This window comes from Streptomyces sp. enrichment culture, assembly GCF_964272855.1.
Classification (GTDB): domain Bacteria; phylum Actinomycetota; class Actinomycetes; order Streptomycetales; family Streptomycetaceae; genus Streptomyces.
Map to the genome: position 1 here is coordinate 3,480,142 of NZ_OZ186847.1, position 22,428 is coordinate 3,502,569.

At 73.4% G+C, this 22,428-nt stretch carries 13 protein-coding genes; 3 read left to right on the plus strand and 10 right to left on the minus strand.

The genetic code is table 11. The features are described from left to right. Nucleotides 1–725 precede the first annotated feature (725 nt). Nucleotides 726–1,757, plus strand: a complete 1,032-nt coding sequence (locus ACSU6L_RS14745; protein ID WP_437057088.1) for an LPXTG cell wall anchor domain-containing protein — start codon at nt 726–728, stop codon at nt 1,755–1,757. A gap of 103 nt (nt 1,758–1,860) precedes the next feature. On the opposite strand, the gene ACSU6L_RS14750 is transcribed toward ACSU6L_RS14745, so the two are convergent. The 9 genes from ACSU6L_RS14750 to ACSU6L_RS14790 all read right to left on the minus strand — a co-directional run bounded on the left by ACSU6L_RS14750 (nt 1,861) and on the right by ACSU6L_RS14790 (nt 19,074). Then, a complete protein-coding gene (locus tag ACSU6L_RS14750; protein WP_437057090.1) occupies nt 1,861–3,636 on the minus strand; it encodes a GMC family oxidoreductase N-terminal domain-containing protein in 1,776 nt (591 codons plus the stop codon). A 40-nt stretch (nt 3,637–3,676) separates the two neighbouring features. After that, entirely contained in the window at nt 3,677–5,296 is a 1,620-nt protein-coding gene (locus tag ACSU6L_RS14755; RefSeq protein ID WP_437057092.1) for a succinic semialdehyde dehydrogenase, read from the minus strand. Nucleotides 5,297–5,400: 104 nt separating this feature from the next. Then, complete coding sequence (locus ACSU6L_RS14760) at nt 5,401–7,203, minus strand: protein kinase domain-containing protein (protein ID WP_437064900.1); 1,803 nt, start codon at nt 7,201–7,203, stop codon at nt 5,401–5,403. Nucleotides 7,204–7,211: 8 nt separating this feature from the next. After that, complete coding sequence (locus tag ACSU6L_RS14765) at nt 7,212–8,954, minus strand: serine/threonine-protein kinase (RefSeq protein ID WP_437057094.1); 1,743 nt, start codon at nt 8,952–8,954, stop codon at nt 7,212–7,214. Between the two features lie 81 nt (nt 8,955–9,035). Next, nucleotides 9,036–10,097: a serine/threonine-protein kinase gene (locus ACSU6L_RS14770; protein WP_437057096.1), complete on the minus strand. Its 1,062-nt coding sequence runs from the start codon at nt 10,095–10,097 to the stop codon at nt 9,036–9,038. 87 nt (nt 10,098–10,184) lie between these two features. Next, the gene (locus ACSU6L_RS14775) at nt 10,185–11,771 is read right to left on the minus strand and encodes a serine/threonine-protein kinase (protein WP_437057098.1); all 1,587 of its coding nucleotides are present in this window, start codon (nt 11,769–11,771) and stop codon (nt 10,185–10,187) included. A 159-nt stretch (nt 11,772–11,930) separates the two neighbouring features. Then, on the minus strand, nt 11,931–14,750 hold the full coding sequence (locus ACSU6L_RS14780; protein ID WP_437057100.1) for a protein kinase: 2,820 nt from the start codon (nt 14,748–14,750) through the stop codon (nt 11,931–11,933). A 177-nt stretch (nt 14,751–14,927) separates the two neighbouring features. After that, complete coding sequence (locus ACSU6L_RS14785) at nt 14,928–16,946, minus strand: protein kinase domain-containing protein (protein WP_437057102.1); 2,019 nt, start codon at nt 16,944–16,946, stop codon at nt 14,928–14,930. 421 nt (nt 16,947–17,367) lie between these two features. Further along, on the minus strand, nt 17,368–19,074 hold the full coding sequence (locus ACSU6L_RS14790; protein WP_437057104.1) for a glycerol-3-phosphate dehydrogenase/oxidase: 1,707 nt from the start codon (nt 19,072–19,074) through the stop codon (nt 17,368–17,370). 277 nt (nt 19,075–19,351) lie between these two features. On the opposite strand from ACSU6L_RS14790, the gene ACSU6L_RS14795 reads away from it, so the two are divergent. Together ACSU6L_RS14795 and ACSU6L_RS14800 are read left to right on the plus strand one after the other, a co-directional pair. Then, a complete protein-coding gene (locus ACSU6L_RS14795; protein WP_437057106.1) occupies nt 19,352–20,560 on the plus strand; it encodes a nucleotide sugar dehydrogenase in 1,209 nt (402 codons plus the stop codon). A 134-nt stretch (nt 20,561–20,694) separates the two neighbouring features. Then, nucleotides 20,695–21,189, plus strand: coding sequence for a hypothetical protein (locus ACSU6L_RS14800; protein ID WP_437057108.1), 495 nt, complete (start codon nt 20,695–20,697; stop codon nt 21,187–21,189). A 69-nt stretch (nt 21,190–21,258) separates the two neighbouring features. Here the strand turns inward: ACSU6L_RS14800 and ACSU6L_RS14805 are convergent, their stop codons facing one another. Next, nucleotides 21,259–22,383: a GuaB3 family IMP dehydrogenase-related protein gene (locus tag ACSU6L_RS14805; protein ID WP_365506791.1), complete on the minus strand. Its 1,125-nt coding sequence runs from the start codon at nt 22,381–22,383 to the stop codon at nt 21,259–21,261. Between the last annotated feature and the right edge of the window lie 45 nt (nt 22,384–22,428).

The window sequence follows — 22,428 nt, forward strand, 5'->3', positions numbered from 1 at the left end:
CGGCACCCCTTCGTTGGTCCCGGTGTCCGTGCCAGCCAGGGGCGGGCCCGAAAGAACCACGCGTGGCTCGCTGGAGCGATGAGGCGTACGGATCGTGCTGTGCGTCGTGGGACCTCGCTCCAGGGAAGTGACCGGACGGCAGGGGACAGCAGCCCGGTCACCCAAGAGAACGGTCGGCTCCGGGGACGCCCGGGGCCGGCCGGCGGAATCGTCCGAAGCTGGGCCGGAAGGTTGCGCAGACCATGACGAACCAGCACGATGCGGAGAAAGCCCGAGAGCAGCCCTCGTCCCCCTCAAGTCCCGGAGCGGACAAGGGTCTTGCATCCCACAGGCCCCGCATGCGCACCCCGGTGCCATACCGTCAGTAACCGCCATGGATCGAGACCAGCGGCGCAACCCCCCGGCGCCGCTCCCCAGGCACCGGCGCTGCCCTGACGCCGGTGCTGACCAAAGAAGGGCCCCGCGGCTCCGTCCCGCGGGGCCCTTCTTCATGTCCGGGCGCCGACCCCAAGAGCACGCCCCGCGCCCCACATGCCCCCCCCCCGCGCCACAGCCACATCACATGTGACTCAAGCCACATAAGAATTCTGTGAAACGAGGGACAACCATTCCCACGACTCGCGGATCAAACCTCCTGAATCCAGGGTCACCAACCGCGCCCCACACGCGGGGCCCTCCGCCCCACGCGTGCTGCGTGACGCAGCACCGGACATCTCGAGGTCCTCATGAAGCTTCGCCGCGCCATGGCGGCAGCGGCCGCGACGGCAGCGATAGCCCCGCTGGCCCTGCTCGCCGCACCGGCCGCGTTCGCGTCCGACGAGCCGTCTGCGTCTCCGAGCGTGACCGCGACGGAGACGGTGTCCGAGTCCGCCACGCCGTCCCCGACCACGTCGACCGGCGAGACCACGCCTGACCCGACCAACTCCGCCACCGAGTCCGCCCCGGCCCCGACGGGCTCGGCCAGCGAGTCCGCCCCGGCGCCGACCGGCTCCGCCAGCGAGTCGGCCCCCGAGCCGACCGGCTCCACGTCGGCCTCGCCCTCGCCGTCCGCGAGCGAGTCCACCGACCCGGAGCCCGACTTCTGCGCCGACCCCGACGGCGACTCCATGGGCCTCAGCGAGGACCTCAGCAGCGGTCTGTCCGGCCTGGCCGACACGATCGTCGCGGGCAGCGGCTGGGAGGAGTTCTCCTTCGACGTCTCCAACAACGGGGACGACGAGATCAAGGACATCGTGCCGCTGGTCGGCGTCGCCGCCATCGGCTGGGACGAGCAGGACTACTCGGGCGAGATCACCGTCCAGGTCTACGACAAGGCCAACGGCTGGCAGACCATCGCCGGTGCCGCGGGCGAGGGGGGCACCTTCCCGGCGTTCTCGCTCGGCGCGGGCCAGTCGGTCTCGTTCCCGATGCGCCTGAGCGTCAGCGGTGACGTGCCCGAGGCGATCGGCCTGACCGGCGGTTTCGCGCAGTACTCGGACGACGAGGGCTGCTGGCTCGCCGACGACCCGAACGGCTGGATCTACGAGTTCGCCATCCTGGAAGCCGGCTCCGACGCCGGTGACCCGGGCGAGGCCGAGCCGAAGCCGCAGGGCGGCATGTCCGACCTCGACGAGGTCAGCCAGGTGGAGGCCACCGGCAGCCTCGCCGAGACCGGCGCCGGCTCGGCACTGCCCATGATCGGCCTGGTCGGCGGTCTCGCCGTCGTCGCCGGTGCGGGCGCGGTGTACGTGGTGCGCCGGAAGAAGGCCGAGGCGTAAGCCTCACGGCCGTAAAGACGAAGAGGGACCTGCGCTCGGAGGGGGGCACAGGTCCCTCTTTACATGCGTTCAAGCGTGTTGCCCGGGCGGGCCCGCCGCCCGCTCAGGCGTCCTGCTTCTTCGGCGGCATCGCCGGCATCCCCAGGAACGGCAGCCGCAGCGCGCCGAACGCGTCCGCGGGCACGGCCGGCTGCTTCGGCTCGACCGGCTGCAGGCGTTCGTACGCCGCCCCCTGGGACGGACGCGGGTCGGCCTCGCCCTTGTTGGGCCAGTACGACATCGCCCGCTCGGCCTGCGCGGTGATGGTCAGCGACGGGTTGACGCCGAGGTTCGCGGAGACGGCCGCGCCGTCGACGACCGAGATGCCGGGGTGGCCGTAGAGCCGGTGGTACGGGTCGATGACGCCGGTCTCGCGGGAGTCGCCGATCGGGCAGCCGCCGAGGAAGTGCGCGGTGAGCGGGGTGCCCATCAGCTCGCCGACGTTGGACCCGGCGAAGCCGTTGATGGAGGCAGCGAGTGCCGAGGCGCCCTCGGCGGCGGCCTTGATCTGCTTGGGGTTGGGGGCGCCGTGGCCCTGGCGGGCGGTGAGCAGGCCCTTGCCGACGCCGGCCGGCTTCAGATACGTCGTCAGGGAGTTGTCCAGCGACTGCATCACCAGGCCGATGATCGTCTTCTCGGACCAACGGCGGTTGGAGAGGGAGCGCAGGACGAGCACCGGGTGGCGGGCGGCGTTGCCGAGCCAGGCGAGGACGCGGGAGGAACCCTCGGCGTAGGGGACCTGGAGGATGGACAGGCCGCCCATCGAGTTGGAGCCCTTGCCGTAGCGCACCGGTTCGATGTGGGTGCTGTCGTCCGGGTGGATCGAGGAGGTGATGGCGACGCCGCGGGTGAAGTCGGCGCGTCGCTCGCCGGTGGCCTTGCGGTAGCGCCGGTCGGTGGTCTGGGCGCCGACCAGGGCCTCGGAGTTGGTGCGGGTGAGCATGCCGAGCCGGTCGGATATGTACGGCAGCCGGCCGCCGGCCTTCATGCGGTGCAGCAGGGTCTGGGTGCCGTAGGTGCCGGCCGCGAGGACGACCTGGCGGGCGGTGAGGACGCGGCCCTTGCCCTTCTTCCTGTCGTCGGTCGGGAGGGTGGCGACGGCGTAGCCGCCGCGGGAGTCGTCGGTGACGGAGACGACCGTCGTCATCGGGTGGACGACCGCGCCCGCCTTCTCGGCGAGGTGGAGGTAGTTCTCGTTGAGGGTGTTCTTGGCGCCGTGGCGGCAGCCGGTCATGCACTCGCCGCACTCGGCGCAGGCCTTGCGGGCGGGGCCCGCGCCGCCGAAGTACGGGTCGGCGACCTCCTCGCCGGGCTTGGCCCTCACCTTCCCGTCGGCGTCCTTGCCGTCGCCGAAGAACACCCCGACCGGCGCCATGTGGAAGGTGTCTCCGACGCCCATGCGCTGGGCGGCGTCCTTCAGGTGGACGTCGGAGGGGGTCATCGTCGGGTTGAGCCGTACGCCGAGCATGCGCTGGGCCTGGTCGTAGTACGGCTTCAGCTCGTCCTGCCAGTCGGTGATGTGCCGCCACTGGGGGTCGTCGAAGAAGGGCTTCGGCGGAACGTAGAGGGTGTTGGCGTAGTTCAGCGACCCGCCGCCCACCCCCGCTCCTGCCAGGACCATGACATTCCCGAGCAGGTGGATGCGCTGGATGCCGTACATGCCGAGCTTCGGCGCCCAGAGGTAGTTCTTCAGGTCCCACGAGTTCCTGGGCAGCGTGTCGCGGGTGAAGCGGCGGCCGGCTTCCAGGACGCCGACCTTGTAACCCTTCTCCGTCAGGCGCAGGGCGGTGACCGAGCCGCCGAAGCCCGATCCGACGACGATGACGTCGTAGTCGTACACGTGCTCTCCTCGTTGAGAACTGGCCGGGTGGGGCTGGGCTCTACCGGAACCGGAACGCCTTCATCAGCCGGAGGCTGCGGCTCATCAGCGCCGCGTACTTCTCGTCGTCCATGCCGAGCGACGGCGCCATCGGCAGCAGGCGCTGGTGGGCCACGGTCTGGGCCTCCGTGTACTTGAGGATGCCCTCGGCGCCGTGGCGGCGGCCCAGGCCGGAGTCCTTCATGCCGCCCATCGGGGACTGGACGCTGCCGTACGCGGGGGCGTAGCCCTCGTTGATGTTGACGGTGCCGGTGCGCAGCCGGGCGGCGACGGCGCGGCCGCGGCGCGCGTCCCTCGTCCAGACCGACGAGTTCAGGCCGTACGGCGTGGAGTTGGCATGGGCGATCGCCTCCTCCTCGGTCTTGAAGCGGTAGAGGGAGACGACCGGGCCGAAGGTCTCCTCGGTGCACACCGCCATCGGCTCGGTCACGCCGTCGAGGATGGTCGGCTCGTAGAAGTACGGGCCGACGTCCGGGCGGGCCACCCCGCCGGCCAGCACCTTCGCCCCCTTGGCGACGGCCTCCTCGACATGCCGCTTGACGGTTTCGAGCTGGCGTTCGCCGACCAGGGAGCCCATCTCGGCGCCGTACGCCAGGGACTTGCCGAGCCGCATGGCCTTGGTGCGGGCGGCGAAGCGCTCCGCGAAGGCGTCGGCGACCGACTCGTGGACGTACAGCCGCTCGATGGAGATGCACAGCTGGCCCGCGGAGGAGAAGCAGGCGCGGATCGCGCCGGCCGCCGCCTTCTCGATGTCGGCGTCCTCCAGGACCAGCATGGCGTTCTTGCCGCCGAGTTCCAGGGAGACGCCGACGAGGCGGGCGGCGGCGCCCTGGGCGACCTCGCGGCCGGTGCGGGTGGAGCCGGTGAAGGAGACGTAGTCGGCGTGGCGGACGACCTCGGGGCCGACGACCGGGCCGTCACCGAGGACGACCTGGAAGACCTCGGCGGGCAGTCCGGCCTCGATGAGCAGGTCGCGGGCCCACAGGGCGGTGAGGCAGGTCTCGGTGTCCGGCTTCATCACGACCGCGTTGCCCGCGACGAAGGCCGGCAGCGCGTCACCGACGGAGAGCTCCAGCGGGTAGTTCCAGGGGGCGATCTGACCGACCACCCCGCGCGGGTGGCGCAGTTCGACGACCTTGGTCAGGGTCGGCATGGCGCCCGCGTGCCGCTTGGGACGCAGGTACGAGGCGGCCTTGCGGCCGTAGTGGCGGGCGGCGATCGCGACGGCCTGCACCTCCTCGTGGGCGTGCAGCCGGGCCTTGCCGGTCTCCAGCTGGATCAGGTCCAGCACCTCGGCCTGGCGCTCCAGCACCAGGTCGTGGAAGCGGAGCAGGACGGCGGCGCGGTCCCGGACCGGCGTGCGCTCCCAGACCGGCTGCGCGGCGCGGGCCGCCTGGAACGCCTTCTCCACGTCCTCGGGCGTCGACTCGGGCAGGTCGGCCAGCTTCTCGCCGGTGAACGGCGTGTGGTTGGCGGTTCGTCCGGAGCCGACCACGCCCTTGGTGAGCTGGGCGACCAGCTCGGGGGTGACCACATCGGCGGCGGTGCGGACGCCCTCCGGGGCGGGGGCGACGGGGTTGGTGCCGGTACCGGCCTTCTCAGGAGCCTGCGCGTCGGTCATGAGCCGCAGGGTATGCCCCGGCGCGGGCTTTGTGTACCCGTCGGTAATCGGGATTCACGGAGTGCACACATGCCGCCAGTGATCACTGGCAACAAACATGCTGATCAGGGGCGTTGTGCGGCTGATGAGGGTGATGTGAGATCCAGCCGGTCGCGGGCGCCCTGGAAGACCGCCACGCCCTCCTTCTCCTCCGCCGTGCCCTCGGGCATCTCGACGCGCAGCTCGTAGAGCCGGTCGTCGTCGGTGCGGACGAAGAGTTCGATGACCCGGCGCCGGGCGCCCGCCTCGCCGTAGGTGCTGTCGGACCGCACGGCGTCCCAGGCCTGGAAGCGGGTGGAGGTGTGACGCGTCTCGGCGTCGCCGAAGAACTCGAGCGTCGCCGCGTGCTGCTTCGCCTGACTCATCAGGGTCCCGGGGGCGCTGTCCCACTGGGTGAGGCGGACCTGGACGGAACCGGTGGCGTGCGCGTACTCGACCACGCGGGGCTGGAAGCTCGCACTGCCCTGGCGGGCGAACTCCTCGTACTCGGGAGGGAGGGCGAGGGTGGCGCCCATGTCCTTTTCGGGGTGCGGGGTCCAGCCGCCGAGGGCCGGGCCGCCACCAGGCTCGGAGCTGGGTTTCGGGGAGGCCGGTCGGTCGGCCGCCCGGCCGGCACCGGTGGTCTTCGCGTTGTCCGCGACCGCGCCGCCGTCCAGGCCGGTGAGGACGGAGACGCCGAGCCAGGCGGTGCCTGCCAGGAGGGCGCCGAGGGCGGCGAGCGGGACGGGGCGGCGGTGGAGCGGTCGCCGCCCGGCGGGGGTGCCCGGGCCGAGGACGCGGCGGGCGAAGGGGCGTCGTACGACGGGCACGGGGGCGGGCGCCGCGTCGTCCTCCGGCTCGGCGGCCGTGGCACCGTCGGCCGACACGGTGTCCGCGTCCGCGTCGGTCCCGGCCTGCCGCGCCCCCAGCCGAACCGCAGCCGTTGCCCGCCGCGCCCCCAGCCGTACCGTCCCGACGTCGTCCCCGAACTCCGCCAGCGCCGAGGCGTCCTGCGGTGCGGGGCCGTCCGGCAGCGTCGGCCACTCCTCAGGCCCCGCCTCGCGCGCGGCCGCCTCGAGGACCGCGGTGATGTCCTCCGCGGCCGGTCGCCGGGCGGGATCCTTCTCCAGCAGCCGGACCAGGAGCGGACCGAGCGCGCCGGCCTGTTCCGGGTCGGGCGCGTCCGTGGTCAGGATCGCGGCGAGCGTCGACTCCACCGCCGTACGGCGGAACGGGGACCAGCCCTCCACGGCGGCGTACAGCAGCACGCCCAGGGACCACAGGTCGGAGGCGGGTCCCGCGCTCCGGCCGGACATCCGCTCGGGCGCGACGAACTCCAGCGAGCCCACGAACTCGCCGCTCGCGGTGAGGGATTCCTCGCCCTGGACGTGGGCGATGCCGAAGTCGGTGAGCACCACCCGGCCGTGGGGGCCGAGCAGGACGTTGGCGGGCTTCACGTCACGGTGCACGATCCCGACGGCGTGCGCGGCGCGCAGCGCGCCGAGGACCGCGAGACCCACGCGGGCGGCCTCGGCGGGCTTCAGGGGCCCCCGCCGCAGCACCTCGTGCAGGGACTCGCCGCGCACCAGCTCCATGACGATCCACGGCAGTCCGTCCTCTTCCACGACGTCGTGGACGGAGACGGCGGAGGGGTGGTCGACGCGGGCGGCGGCGCGGGCCTCCCGGTAGAGGCGGCGGGCGGCCCGGCGGTGGACCTCGTCCTCGGGGTCACCCGGCAGCCGAGGCTGTTTGACCGCGACCTCGCGGCCCACCGTCTCGTCGTGGGCCCGCCAGACGGTGCCCATCCCGCCGGAGCCGATCCGCTCGACCAGCCGGTAGCGCCCACCGACCACCCGCCCGTCGCGCCGCTGTTCACCGCCGTCGCTCATGCGGTGCATCAGGGCTTGGTGATCTCCAGGTTGGCGATCGCCGTCTCGGCCACCTCGCGCCCGCGCTCCGTGAAGTCGCCCCCGCCCGGGTAGCTGACGGTGAGCTTGTACATGTCGCCGCCCTTGGTCTTGTAGTAGAAGATCCGCAGCTCGCGGGGGCGGGGGTTCTGGGTGTCGGTGGTGGTGTAGTTGATGGTGTTCTCGGCGGCCGGCCGGTCCTTGTACGTGGCCCCGTCGTCGGGCTTGGTCCTCGGGTTCTCGGGCATGCCGAGGTCGTAGTTGCCGCTCTCCTTGTAGGCGGCCTCGTCCTCGTACATCTCGGCCTCGGCCGAGCCCGCGATCTCGCCGCCCGTGTCCTCCGCCTTCTTGTCGAGGGTGAGGCCGAGCCAGATGCTGCCGCTCAGGTCGGTGTACGACACCCAGTGGCTGTCGTCGTCCTCCTCGGGCGCGCTGCGCTTGTAGCCCTCCGGCACCGCCAGCGTGGCGCCGAGCGCCTTCTCCTCCTTCGTGTCCCAGTGCTCCGGCAGCGGGCCGGCGAACGGGTCGGCGATGACGAGATACGCCGTCACCGCCGCCGCGACGACCGCCGCGACCACCGTCGCGCCGAGCCCGAACAGCGTCTTGCGGCTGATCCGGATGCCGTCCCGGGGGCCGGAGTCGCCGGGGGCGGACACCACGTGCGTCGGGGCGGGCGGCAGGGGCGCCGGTGGGTTCGCGGCGGCCTCCAGCAGGGCGCGCACCTGCGCGGCGCCCGGCCGGTGCGCCGGGTCCTTCTGGAGCAGGCCGTTGATGACCTCGGCGAGCGGGCCCTGTGCGGAGGCGGGCGGCGCGGGCGTGGCGTTGAGGACGGACTGGAGGGTGGCCGGGGTGTTGCTGCGGCGGAACGGCGAGACGCCCTCGGTCGCCGCGTACAGCACGACGCCCAGCGACCACAGGTCGGCGGCCGGGCCGGGGCGCTGGCCCAGGACCCGCTCCGGGGCGATGTACTCGGGCGAGCCGACGAAGCCGCCGGTGTCGGTCAGATTGGTCTCGCCCTCGATCTGGGCGATGCCGAAGTCGGTGAGCACGACCCGGCCGTGCCGGCCCAGCAGGACGTTGTCCGGCTTGACGTCTCGGTGCAGGATCCCGGCCGCGTGCGCGGCCTCCAGCGCGCCCAGCACCTCCAGGCCGATCCGGGCGGCGTCGCGCGCGCCGAGCGTGCCCTCGCGGAGGGCGTCGCCGAGGGAGCGGCCCTGGACCAGCTCCATCACGATCCACGGCCGGCCGTCGACCACGGCCACGTCGTGCACGTTGACGACCGCCGGGTGGTCCAGCCGGGCCGCGGCGCGCGCCTCGCGACGCATCCGCTCGAAGGCGTTGGCGCGTTCCCGCTCGGGAAGATGGTCCGGAACCCGGGGCTCCTTGACGGCGACCTCGCGGTCCACCGTCTCGTCCTTGGCCCGCCAGACCGTGCCCATGCCGCCGTGCCCTAGCTTGGCGAGCAGCCGGTAGCGCCCGGCGATCAGCCGACCGGTACCGGGGTCGGGAGCGGCGGCCGGCTGCGCGGGCGGCTGCGAGGCCGACTGTGCCGGCGGCTGCGACGGCGGCTGCGACGCTTGGTGCCCGGGGTGCTGCTGCGGCACGACCTGGGTCGGCGCCGCGTACGGGTTGCCCGGATGCGGCACGCCTGTGGGCGGGTTCGGATTCGGTGGTTGCAGTCCGAAACTCGTCGGCTCGTCAGCCCCGTAGCGGGCTCCCCCGTTGTTGCTCATACGGTCATGCATATCGCGCCGGGCACTCAGGCATCCACCGCGGGGGGTGCGCAGTCACAGAGCCGTGACCCAGGACGCGGCTTATCTCCCGTTCATACGAGAGTCGTAGGAACTGGAGGAAGCCGACGACGTGACCGTCTCCGTCACCGTCACACTCGGCGTGGGACTCGACGGCGTACCGCCGCCGTCACCGCCGCCCCCGGTCATCAGCAGCGCCGCCGCCGACACGCCCGCCGCGGCCATCGCGGCGACCAGCAGCGCGGTCATCAGCCTGTCCCGCGGGGCGCGTCCCGTCCGGGGCGGCGGCACCCGCCCCGTCTCCCGGAAGGCCCGCAGCATCCGCTCGGCCTCGGCCGCGTCCAGCCGCTGCTGCGGATCGCGCTCCAGCAGGCCCTGGACGACGGGCAGGAACGGCGCCGCCTGCGCGGGCGGGCGGATCTCGTCGTCCACCACCGCGTGCAGGATGCCGCCCAGGGTGTCCCGGTGGAAGGGCGAGCGGCCGCCGACCGCCGCGCACAGCAGCACGCCCAGCGACCACAGGTCGGAGGCGGGCCCGGTACCGGCCCCGGACATCCGTTCCGGCGCGGTGTACTCGGGCGAACCGACGAAGGACCCGGACTCGGTGAGCGTGGTGGCGCCCGGCACCTGGGCGACACCGAAGTCGGTGAGCACGACCCGGCCGGTGCCGGACTCGATGAGCACGTTGGCCGGCTTCAGGTCGCGGTGCAGCACACCGGCCGTGTGCGCGGTGCGCAGCGCGCCGAGCAGGTCGACCCCGATCCGGGCGGCCTCGTCCGCGTCGACGGGCCCGCATGCCGAGATCCGGTCGGCGAGCGAACCGCCCTCGATCAACTCCATGACGATGTACGGGCGCTCCTCGTGGACGACGACGTCGTGGACCACGATGACGTGCGGATGGCTCAAGCGGGCCACCGCGCGGGCCTCACGCAGGATGCGGTCGCACTGGCGCCGCGCCTCCTCCGGGGAGAGGGAGGCGTCCTGGGCGATCTCCTTGACCGCGACCCGGCGCCGGAGCAGTTGATCGGTGGCCTGCCATACGACGCCCATGCCGCCGCGTCCGAGCAACGCCTCCAGCCGGTACCGCCCCGCGATGACCCGGCCGTCCGTCCGCTCGGTCCCCATGCGCCCATGATGCCCCAGCCGGAGGCACCCCCTCCGGGGGAAAAGACGCAGGTTGGCCGACAACCGACGGTCCGTCAGCCACACGGCTCAGCTGTGGCCGGGCCGCCAGCTCCGCAGCACCGCGTCGAACTGTTCCCTCGTGGTCTCCCAGTCGGACACCGGACCGGCCATGTAGATGGCGTACTCGACGCCGTCCCGGGTGAGGTACATCTGGTCGATGGCGCGGCGCGGACCGACGTACGTGCCGGGGTCCTTCTCCAGCGCCGTCCACGTGTACTCCCACAGGGATCCCTGCCGGTCCCGGTAGACGTTCTCCCGCAAGGAGACCCGCTGGTACTCGGCGAGCCGCCGGACCTGCTCCTCCAGGTCGAGCTGGTGTTCGCGCGCGTCGTCGAAGTCGGGCGCGCGGTCGACGGCGACGCGCAGCAGGTGCACCCCGCCGTCGGGCGAGTAGTCGATCTGGGTCAGCTCGCCGTCGTCGCCGTACACGCTCCGCTTCCAGTCGGCGCTCGGCAGCGAGAGGCCGAAACCCACCGGGTCGTCCGTCCGTACCCAGCCGTCCGGGACGGGGCTGCCGGTCACCGGGCCCGGCGACGACGAGTCCGGCACGGACACGGAGGGGGACGGCGAGGGCGTGGCCCCGCCCTCGGTGCCGCCGCCCCAGGTCTGCCACGCCGCGACGCTTCCGCCGCCGACGATCGCGGCGACGGCGACGACCAGGGCCAGCGTGCGCAGCCGGCGGCGCCGGGGCGGAGCGGCGGCGGGCACCGGCGCGCCCGGCCAGGTGTGGGCCCGCGTGTCCGGCCCCGTGCGAGCCGGCTGCACGGGGCGCGTCACCTCGTACGCCGCGACCTGCGGCCGCCGGCCCTCGGCCGCCTCGGCGAGCAGGCGTTCGGCGCCGGCCGAGTCGGGCCGGGCGGCGGGGTCCTTGCGCAGCAGCGCGGCGATGACGGGTGCCAGCGGCCCCGCGTGACGCGGCTCGTCGAGGTCCTCCTCGACGACGGCCTGCATGGTGGACAGCGGGGAGGTGCGGCGGAACGGCGAGGTGCCCTCGACCGCCGTGTACAGCGCCGCGCCGAGCGCCCACAGGTCGGAGGCGGGGCCCGGGTCGTGGCCGCGGATGCGTTCGGGGGCGAGGTAGTCGACCGAGCCGACGACCTCGCCGGTGCGGGTGATGGTGGTGTCGCCCTCGATCTGCGCGATGCCGAAGTCGGTGAGCAGCACCCGGCCGTCGTGGGCGAGCAGGACGTTGCCGGGCTTGACGTCGCGGTGCAGGACACCGGCGGTGTGCGCGGCGCGCAGGGCGCGCAGCACCCACAGGCCGATGCGGGCGGCCTCGGCGGGTTCCAGGCGGCCGTCCGCCTTGACGGCGTCGGCGAGCGAGCGGCCCTCGACCAGCTCCATCACGATCCACGGGCGGCCGTCGTGCTCCAGGACGTCGTGCACGGTGACGACGGCGGAGTGGTTGATGCGGGCGGCCGCGCGTGCCTCGGCGCGGGTGCGGGCCAGCAGTACGGCCTGGTCGCTCTCGGACGCGTAGAGCGCCGCGGTCAACTCCTTGATGGCGACGGCCCGGTGCAGCACCTCGTCGCGGGCGCGCCACACCCGGCCCATGCCACCGCTGCCGATGGCGTCTTCGAGCCGGTAGCGGCCCCCCAGGAGCAGGCCCTGCATCTGATACACGTTTCCCCGCAATGCACTTGACAGGGTCAGCGTAAGGACCCGCACTCGTCCGGGGAACCGCGGGGGCGGCACGGAAACCGCACTGTGACGGTTTTCGCTTTCGCCGCCGACCGGGAACCGATCGCCCAACTCCGCTTTACGGCGGTGTGGTCAGCCGGTGACCTGATAGGTCGCCGCCGCCTGCTCGTACAGCCGGGTCACCTCGTCGCGCTCCGACTCCGGGCCGCGCACCTGCAGTACGTGGTATCGCCCGCCGGTCAGAACGGCGAGGTTGCGCACGAACAGCTCGGTGCCGTCCTCACCGGTCCAGGTGAACTGGCCCTCGGCCATGTTCCGTTCACCGACCTGGATCGACTTCAGTCCGGTGGCGGTGGCCCAGCTCGACTCGCGGTACGGCCGCAACTCCGGTTCGCGCTCCCGCTGGTACGCCATCGGGTCGTTCCCGTACTCGTCGGCCGCGTCCCGTCCGGGGACGACGACCAGTTCGAAGTCGCCCTTGGCGTAGACCACCTGACCGCTGCCGTTCTTCGGCGTGCGCTGCCAGCCCTCGGCGACGGCGACCTCGAAGCCCTCCTCGTCCGTGCGCAGGGTGAAGCCGTCGGCGACCTCCGGGCCGGTGGTCTGCGCGTGGGTGGAACCGCCCGATCCGGACGGGCCGCCCGTCGTGGGTCCTGCCTGGTCGGGTGTGGGCTCGCTGCCGGTGCCGGGCGACTCGGCGGGCGCCTGGCTCGCCTGTCCCGCGGCGCCGGTCCGCTCCACCCCGTCCGCGCCGCCGCTCGACTCCGCCTTCGGCATGAACAGCATCGCGTACGCGATCGCCGCGCCCAGACCGAGCAGCACCAGCAGGAGCAGGGTCCGGCCGAGGCTGCGCGGCGAACGCTCCCTCTCCTTGTCCCGCTTGTGCCGGCCGTGATGCACGGGCAGCCCGGCGCGCCGCCTGCGCACCAGTTCGCCCCGGCGGCGTACGACGGGCAGCCGGCCGGTGCCGGCGGGCGGCGCGGCGACCACGTGCACCCCGGCCTCGGGCTCGGGCGCCGAACGCACCAGGGAGCGCAGCCAGCCGCGCAGCTCCTCGAAGTCCAGCCGCTCCGTGGGGTCCTGACGCAGCAGCGACTCGACGACCGGACGCAGCGGGCCGCACTCCTCGGCGAAGGCGGGCGGCTCCGCGCACACCAGCTGCACCAGCTCGGCCGTGGACTCCTCGGGGTACGGCGCGTGCCCCTGGACGGCGCGGAAGAGCAGCGCGCCCAGCGCCCACAGGTCGGTCGCGGGGCCGATGGGCGGCGCCAGCTGCCAGTTCTCGTGCACCGGGCCGGCCTGCTCGGGCGCCCAGCGTTCCGTCACCGGCCCGACCACCGCCATCCGGGCCTGGCGCGCCCGCTCGGCGGCGAGCGCGGTGGCGGGGCCGCGGCGCGCGGGGGCACCGGCCGACGGTTCGTCCCAACGACCGGTCGGCTGCGCGGGGTCACCGGCCGGGGCGAGACCCGGGTCGCCGCTCGCGGGAAGCGCGGCGCGGCTGTGCGGGCCCGCCGGGTGACCGTGGATGCCCGCCGGGTCGCCGGTCCGGGGCGTGCCGGTGCCGGGTCCGGTGGTGTACGGCTGTGGTTGTGGCTGCGGCTGCGGTACGTACGGCAGTGCCTGCCTGTCGCCTGGGTGCCGGGCGTAGCCCTGGGCCGCCTGGCCGTTGGGCCCTGCCTGGCCGAGGGCCGGTGGCCGGCCGGTGCCGTGAGCGCCGGGGGCGCCCTGGGTGCCGGGCGCGCCCTGTCCGCGCGGGGACGCTCCGTGCCACGGCGTCGCGCGGACGCCGTACGGGTCGGCGATCTGCCCGGGCGGGGTGCCGGTGACATCGCCGGGTGTGCGGGGGGTGCCGGGGGCGCCCTCGTACGGCTGCCCCTGCGCCGTTCCGTGGCCGTCGTCGGAGGCGGGGCGGGCGCCGGGCAGGGCGGCGCGGCCGGCTTGCCCCTCCTGGACGCGGGCCGCTGCCCGGGCTCCGGCGCGGTAGGCGGCGATCGCCCCGGCCCGCGCGGCCCTGATGTCCCCGCCGGTCTCGGGCGTCCCGCGGGCGGGCACTCCCGCACCGCCCGGCGTGCCCGTGCCGTTGCCCGCGTCGGCGCCCGGAAGTCCACCGGCCGCCCGTGCCTCGATCGCGGCGCGCCGCGCGGCCTCGGGGTCGGCGCCGGGCAGGCTGCCGGGCACGCCCCGGAAGCCACCGGGCCCGCCCGGGGCGCCGCGCTCCAGCTCACGTCCGGGTCCGCGGTCGGGGCCGCCCGTTCCGCCGTGTCCCTGCGGCCCTGCGGGGCCGCTCCAGCTGCCGCCCCCGGGTCCGTCGCCCTCCTCGGTCTCCTCCGCCGGCACCGGGTCGTACCCGCACAGCGCCTCCTCGGCCGCACCGACCGCGAGCCCGGTCAGCATGACCCGGCCGTCGTCGCAGACGAGGACCGTGCGGGCGGTGATGTTGCGGTGCACCCAACCGTGGGCGTGCAGCACACGCAGGGCCATGAGGACGTCGGAGGCGACCTCCGCCGCCCGGTACGGGGTGAGCGGCTGCTCCGCGAGAAGTGCCGCCAGCGGCCGCGCGGGCACCAACTCGCTCACTATCCACAGCGAGCCGCCCTCGGCGAACACGTCGAATACCTGGTCGAGCCGCGGATGGTCGGGGATGCGGGCCGCGGCCTGCGCGGCCTCCACCGCCCGCCGAACCGCCGGATCCGCCGATCGCCGCACTCCCCCGGCGGCGCGCCCCCGGTCGGGTCGCCGGACCCCGCGGTCCCGTGCCGTGAAGCCCTCGGGGAGTCCGTCGGCGTCCAGCACCTCCGCCTCGACGACCTCCGGCAACGGCACCTGGCGGACCAGGACTTCCTGCCCGCTGTAGGTGTCGAAGGCCCGGGTCTCGGTGAGTTCGTACTCGTCGGCCGGGGGCAGGGGCAGGCGGTAGCGGTCGGCGAGGACCCGTCCCGCATAGTCGTCCACGTTGCCTCCCCCGGCCGCCCTGCTGGTCAATTCCGCTCGTCCGGCGCCCCGTTCCGGCCTGTTGCGGATACGCCGGTTCCGGATGCGTACGGTTCGCAAGCACTCACGATACGTGCCGGAGGCAACTCACACGGAGGGGATCGGAGATATCACATGCCCAACCCTGCCGCGGCCCGGTCACGCCTTGGGTTCGAAGGTCTTCGTGAGCGTCCGCCAGGTGATCCGGCGCAGCTCGCCGTCCCACTTGGCGGCCTTCGCCGTGTACATCAGCGCGTAGCCCTGGTCGTCGTCGACGACGAACCCGCGGTCGATGGTCCGGTACTTGGTGCCGCCGTCCACGTAGGTGAACTCCCAGTCGGCCGTGTTCCAGCCGCGGTAGTCGACCTTCTCAATACGGATCTTGTCGTACTGCGAGCGCACCATGTAGCGCTCCTGGTTCTCCCAGTCCGCGACCGGGTCGCCCTTGGGCGTGCTGGTCCAGGCGACGAGCAGCTTCTGGCCCTCGGGGCCGGTGAAACGGTCGCCGGCCCGGTCCGACGACTGGTACTTCCAGCCCTCGGGCAGACCGATCGAGTAGCCCTGTCCGCCCTGGTGGGTCGAGTCGGCGGCGATGTCGTCGTCCTTGCCGGACTCCTTGCCGCTTCCCTCGCCGGACTCCTTGCCGGACTCATCGCCCGCGGAGGCGTCCTCGGTGTCGCCGGACTCGGCGCCGCTCGGCGTGCCGTCCGGGCTGGCGTCGGCCGAGCCGGACGCCGCGCCGTCCGTGTGGACTCCGCCCTCGGTGTCGTCCTTGGTGTCGCTGCCCGCGTTCGCGCCGGCGGCGGTCTCCTTGCCGCTGCCCCGCGACTGCGACGAGCCGTCGTCGTCACCGCCGAGCGTGAGCGCCAGCACGATGCCGAGCACCGCGACGACCACGGCGACCGCGATGATCAGCAGCGTTCGCCGGGGCACCACGTCGGTGAGCGGCGCCCGGGGCGCGGGCCGCGGCGGCAGGTCCGGCGGGGGCACGACGGGCCAGCCGGAACTGCGGGCGCCGCTGTCGCCGTTCGCCGAGCCGGAGGCGCCGGCCGCGTCGGACACCGACGGGGAGACCGCCGTGGTGGGCGTGCCGGGCGTCGTGGGCGTGCCGGTGCCGGACGAGCCGCGGCTCACCGCCGCCGCGCCGGCCGTGCCCGCCGCTGCCGCCGCCTTCCGCGCGGAGCGCAGCGCCCCGCGCAGCCGGTCGGCCGCCTCCTCGCCGCGCTTGCTCCCGGTCGACGCCGGGGCGTCGGGCCGGGCGGGCAGCGGGACCACCTTGGTGGCGTCGGCCGGGTGCTCCGGCTCCGTCTCGTCGGGAGCGTTGATGACGGCCTTGAGCATCGCCCGCGCGCCCGCGTCGTCGAGCCGCTGGGCGGGGTCCTTGGTGAGCAGGCCGTAGATGACGTCCCGGAGCGGGCCGGCGTTCTTCGGCTCCTCCAGGGGCTCGGTCATCACCGCGGTGAGGGTGGCGATCGCGGAGCCCTTGTCGTACGGCGGGGTGCCTTCCACCGAGGCGTAGAGCAGGCCGCCGAGCGACCACAGGTCGGCCGCGGGGCCGGGCTTGTGGCCGCGGGCGCGCTCCGGGGAGATGTAGGAGGGGGCGCCGACGAGCATGCCGGTGGAGGTGATGGACGGGTCGCCCTCGACCTGGGCGATGCCGAAGTCGGTGAGCACGACCCGGCCGTCGTCGGCGATGAGCACGTTGGACGGCTTCACGTCGCGGTGCAGGATGCCCTCGCGGTGCGCGGAGCGCAGCACGTCGAGGATGGCGAGGCCGACCTCGGCGGCGCGCCGGGGGTCCAGCAGGCCGTCCTCGCGGATGACCTCGGCGAGCGACTTGCCCTCGACCAGCTCCATCACGATCCAGGGGCGGTCGTCCTCGTCGACCACGTCGTAGACCGTCACCGCGCTGGTGTTGCGGATCCGCGCGATGGCCTTGGCCTCGCGCAGCGTGCGCGTGATCAGCCGGCGCTTCTCCTCCTCGTCGATGTTCGACGGGAACCGCAGCTCCTTGACGGCGACCGTCCGGCCCAGGGTCTCGTCCACGGCGCGCCAGACCGTGCCCATGCCGCCCCGGCCGAGCACGTCCCCCAGCCGGTACCGACCGGCGAGGAGACGCTCGCGGTTGTCCTGACGAGTGTCCTGACGGGATGTCCCCGCCCGCTCCGCCTCCGACATGCGTCCCCTCATACAACCCGCCCTGACAGAGCCTCCATTGTCCCTCACCCGACAAGTGCTCGACGCCCAGGGTGGCTCCCCGCCCCTTGCGCTGCGGGGTTCTGTCCCCGCACCCGTAGAACGAGACGGTTCCGAACAGAGATCCCGATTCGCCACACTCGTTCGAGTGAGTTCCTGAGGGGACTTGGGCGCGGGCGGCGCTCGCCGCGCGTCCCGCGCCGTTCCCGGGGCCCGCCGGACCGGGCTAGGCCCTGTCGTCAAATTCCCGTCGTCCGCCCGGAGGGCGGGCCCGGTGGCGTCAGGTGCGTGCTCTCGGCGTGCCGGGCCCTGGTCCTCGTACCGGATGTACGTGGGCCAGGGCCCGGTGCGGCGAGAGTGCGCGCATGGCGTCGCCGGGCAGGCGGGAATTTGACGACAGGGCCTACAAGGGCACTATGTCCGGGGCGCCCAGGCGTGCCGCGTCGGCCGTCAGGTCGTCGGGCTGACGCTGCGACTCGCGTTCGGCCTCCACCCGCTTCTCGTAGTGCTGGACCTCGCGTTCGATCTGGCCCTCGTCCCAGCCGAGGACCGGGGCCATCAGCCGGGCCGCCTCGCCGGCGCAGCGGGTGCCGCGGTCGAAGGTCTCGATGGAGATGCGGGTGCGGCGGGTCAGGACGTCGTCCAGGTGGCGGGCGCCCTCGTGGGAGGCGGCGTAGACGGCCTCGGCGCGCAGATAGTCCTCGGCGCCGGGCAGCGGCTCGCCCAGGGACGGGTCGTCGGCGATGAGTTCGAACAGCTCCTCGGCCAGTGAGCCGTACCGGTTCAAGAGGTGCTCGACACGGACGACATGGAGGCCGGTGCGCTGGGCGATGCGCGCCCGCGCGTTCCACAGCGCGCGGTACCCCTCCGCGCCGAGCAGCGGTATGTCCTCGGTGACGCATTCGGCGACCCGCAGGTCGAGTCCGTGCACCGCCTCGTCCACCGCGTCCTTGGCCATGACCCGGTACGTCGTGTACTTGCCGCCCGCCACCACGACCAGCCCCGGCACCGGGTGGGCGACGGTGTGCTCGCGCGAGAGCTTGCTGGTGGCGTCGGACTCGCCGGCCAGCAGCGGGCGCAGGCCGGCGTAGACGCCCTCGACGTCGTCGCGGGTGAGCGGCACCGCGAGCACGGAGTTGACGTGCTCCAGCAGGTAGTCGATGTCGGCGCTGGAGGCGGCCGGGTGGGCCTTGTCGAGGTCCCAGTCGGTGTCGGTGGTGCCGACGATCCAGTGCCGGCCCCACGGGATGACGAACAGCACGGACTTCTCGGTGCGCAGGATCAGGCCGGTGGTGGAGTGGATGCGGTCCTTGGGGACGACCAGGTGGATGCCCTTGGAGGCCCGCACGTGGAACCGCCCGCGCTCGCCGACCATGGCCTGGGTGTCGTCGGTCCACACGCCGGTGGCGTTGACGATCTGCTTGGCGTGGATCTCGTACTCCCCGCCCGCCTCGACGTCCTGCACGCGCGCGCCGACGACCCGTTCGCCCTCGCGCAGGAAGCCGGTAACCCGCGCGCGGTTGGCGGCCTTCGCCCCGTACGCCACGGCCGTGCGCACGAGGGTCGTCACGAAGCGGGCGTCGTCCATCTGCGCGTCGTAGTACTGCAGGGCGCCGACGAGGGCGTCCTTCTTCAGGCAGGGCGCCACGCGCAGCGCTTGACCGCGCGTCAGGTGCCGGTGCAGGGGCAGGCCCCGGCCGTGGCCGCGCGCCATCGACATCGCGTCGTAGAGCGCGACGCCGGAGCCCGCGTACAACCGCTCCCAGCCCTTGTGCTGGAGCGGGTACAGGAACGGCACCGGTTTCACCAGGTGCGGGGCCAGCCGCTCCAGCAGCAGTCCGCGTTCCTTCAGTGCCTCGCGCACGAGCGCGAAGTCGAGCATCTCCAGATAGCGCAGGCCGCCGTGTATCAGCTTGCTTGACCGGCTCGACGTGCCGGACGCCCAGTCACGCGCCTCGACCAGGCCGGTGGACAGGCCGCGGGTGGCGGCGTCCAGCACGGTGCCCGCGCCGACCACTCCGCCGCCCACGACCAGCACGTCCAGCTCGCGCTCGGCCATCGATGCCAGTGACTCGGCGCGCTGCGCCGGCCCCAGGGTCCCTGTCCTCACCGCTGCCTCCCGCTCATCGCGTCGCGCCGGCCGCACCACTCGGGGCGGGCCCGGTTCGGTTACCCCCTGCCCAGATTCTCACCGGGATGCCCGGCTTCAGCCACCACTCGCCCCCAGCCTGTGGACAACACTCACGGAAACACTCACCGAAACTCGGGCGCCCAATACCGCAAAACGGTCATATTTACTCCTAGTCTGACATTGCGCGCTCGCTCTTCCTGTCCACACGGCTTGCGCACCTGTCCCGTTTCGGTTACTGGGAAGGACGGCCCACGCCATGCCCGCAGATCTCGCCGTCATCGGACTCGGCCCGCTCGGCCTGCCGCTGGCCCAGGCCGCCGTCGCCGCCGGCATCCCCACCGTCGGCTACCGGACCGGCCCCGAGCCCGACTCCCTCAGCCCCGCCGAGCTGCGCCGGATGCTCTCGGGGGGCTTCCGGCACGCCGTCGGCGCCGCCGAGCTGGGCCGGGTGCGCACGGCGGTCATCTGCGTGCCCACCTCGCGCGCCGAGGACGGCGGGCTCGACCTCGGACAGGTGGAGTCGGCCGCCCGTACCCTCGCCCCGCGGTTGCGCCCGCACACCACGGTCATCCTGGAGTCGCCCGTGCACCCGGGCACCACGGAGGAGTTCCTGCGTCCGCTGCTGGAGAAGGGATCCGGGCTCCGCGCGGGCCGCGACTTCCATCTGGCCTACTCCCCCAGCCGGGTCGACCCCGGCAACCGCGCCTTCACCCCCGCCAACACCCCCAAGGTGATCGGCGGCCTCACCCCCGCCTGCACCGAGTCGGCCGCCGCCTTCTACGGCCGCCTCACCGACAAGGTGGTCCGCGCGCGCGGCACCCGCGAGGCGGAGACGGTCCAGCTCCTGGAGACCAACTACCGGCACGTCAACATCGCCCTGGTCAACGAGATGGCCGTGCTCTGCCACGACCTCGGCGTCGACCTGTGGGACGTCATCCGCTGCGCGGAGACCAAGCCCTTCGGCTTCCAGGCGTTCCGCCCCGGCCCCGGCGTCGGCGGCCACGCCGACCCGCAGGACCTGATCGGCCAGGCGGGGCGCGGGCTGCGCGTGGTGGAGGTGGCCCGGCAGGTCAACGAGTACATGCCCCGGTACGTCGTCCAGCGCGCGGCCACGCTGCTCAACGAGCACGGCAAGTCGGCCCGCGGCGCGCGCGTGCTGCTGCTCGGCGTCGCCTACAAGCCCGACCTCGGCGACCGGCAGGGCACGCCCGCGCGGGAGATCGCCGTACGGCTGATGGAGCTGGGCGCCGCCGTCAGCTACCACGACCCGCACGTGCCGTCCTGGAGCGTCCTGGACCGGCCGGTGCCCCGCGCGGACACCCTCTACGAGGCCGCGGCCGACGCCGACCTGACGATCCTCCTCCAGCACCACCGGACGTACGACCTCCAGGGCCTGTCCGTGAAGGCGCAGCTGCTGCTGGACACCCGGGGGGCGACCCCGACGGGCGCCGCGCACCGGCTCTGAGGCCCCGCACGCGGCCGTCCGCCGCGGAATTCGCTGGTGGCCGGAGTCGGTGCGCCTGCTAACCTGCGGCGTCTCCGTCGCACAGCCGTGCGCACACTCCGCTCGTACACCAGTCCCGTGGGGGGATCTCTGTCATGACCCAGTCAGTTCCGCCGCAGCCGACCGACGGCAACCCGTTCGCCCAGCAGCCGGGTGCCGTTCCCCCGGCCCCGGTCGCCCCGGCCCGCGGCGGCAACATCGCCCTCGGCGTGGTCACCGCCGTCGTCGTGGCCCTGGTCACGGCCGGTGTCTACGGCGCGATCGTCGGCGCCACCGAGTACGAGATCGGCTACGCGGCCATCGGCGTCGGCTTCCTCGTCGGCTTCGCCTCGGGCAAGGTCGGCGGCTCCCACCCGGTACTGCCCGTGATCAGCGCGGTCCTCTCGCTCGGCGCGGTCTACCTGGGCCAGCTGATCGGTGTCGCGATGCTGGCCGCCGACATCACCGGCATCTCCGCCGTCGAGATGTTCACCGAGAACTTCAGCCTCCTCACCGATGCCTGGAAGGAGACGGCCGACGCCATGACCTTCCTGTTCTTCGCCATCGGCGCCGTCGCGGCGTTCTCGGGTGCGAAGAAGGCAGCGGCGTAGGCAGACTTCGCAGAAACCCGGAAGGGGCCCGTCCACGCCAGGTGGACGGGCCCCTTTCCGATGCGGGGACTACCGGCTGTGCTGGGAGTCCGCGACCGTGACCTCGACCCGCTGGAACTCCTTGAGCTCGCTGTAGCCGGTGGTGGCCATGGCGCGGCGCAGGGCGCCGAAGAAGTTCATGGAGCCGTCCGGGGTGTGGGACGGGCCGGTGAGGATCTCCTCGACGGTGCCGACCGTGCCGAGGCCGACCTTCTTGCCGCGCGGCAGCTCCTCGTTGACGGCCTCCATGCCCCAGTGGTGGCCCTGGCCGGGCGCGTCGGTCGCGCGGGCCAGCGGGGAGCCCATCATGACCGCGTCGGCGCCGCAGGCGATCGCCTTGGGCAGGTCGCCGGACCAGCCGACGCCGCCGTCCGCGATCACGTGCACGTACCGGCCGCCGGACTCGTCCATGTAGTCGCGGCGGGCCGCCGCCACGTCCGCCACGGCGGTCGCCATCGGGACCTGGATGCCCAGCACGTTGCGCGTGGTGTGCGCCGCGCCGCCGCCGAAGCCCACGAGCACGCCCGCCGCGCCGGTGCGCATCAGGTGCAGGGCGGCGGTGTAGGTGGCGCAGCCGCCGACGATCACCGGGACGTCCAGCTCGTAGATGAACTGCTTCAGGTTCAGCGGCTCGTGCGAGCCGGAGACGTGCTCCGCCGACACGGTCGTACCGCGGATGACGAAGATGTCCACGCCCGCGTCGACCACGGCCTTGGAGAACTGCGCGGTGCGCTGCGGAGAGAGCGCGGCGGCGGTGACCACGCCCGCGTCGCGCACCTCCTTGATGCGCTGCCCGATCAGCTCCTCCTTGATCGGCGCGGCGTAGATCTCCTGGAGGCGGCGGGTCGCCGTCTCGGCGTCCAGGCCGACGATCTCGTCCAGCAGCGGCTGCGGGTCCTCGTACCGCGTCCACAGGCCTTCGAGGTTCAGCACGCCGAGGCCGCCCAGCTCGCCGATCCGGATGGCCGTGGCCGGCGAGACGACCGAGTCCATGGGGGCCGCCAGGAAGGGCAGCTCGAAGCGGTAGGCGTCGATCTGCCAGGCGATCGAGACCTCCTTCGGGTCCCGCGTACGGCGGCTGGGGACGACGGCGATGTCGTCGAAGGCGTACGCCCGGCGGCCGCGCTTGCCGCGCCCGATCTCGATCTCAGTCACGTGTGTGGCCTTTCCCTGATGCGTTTCAGCGCCTTCCAGTATCCC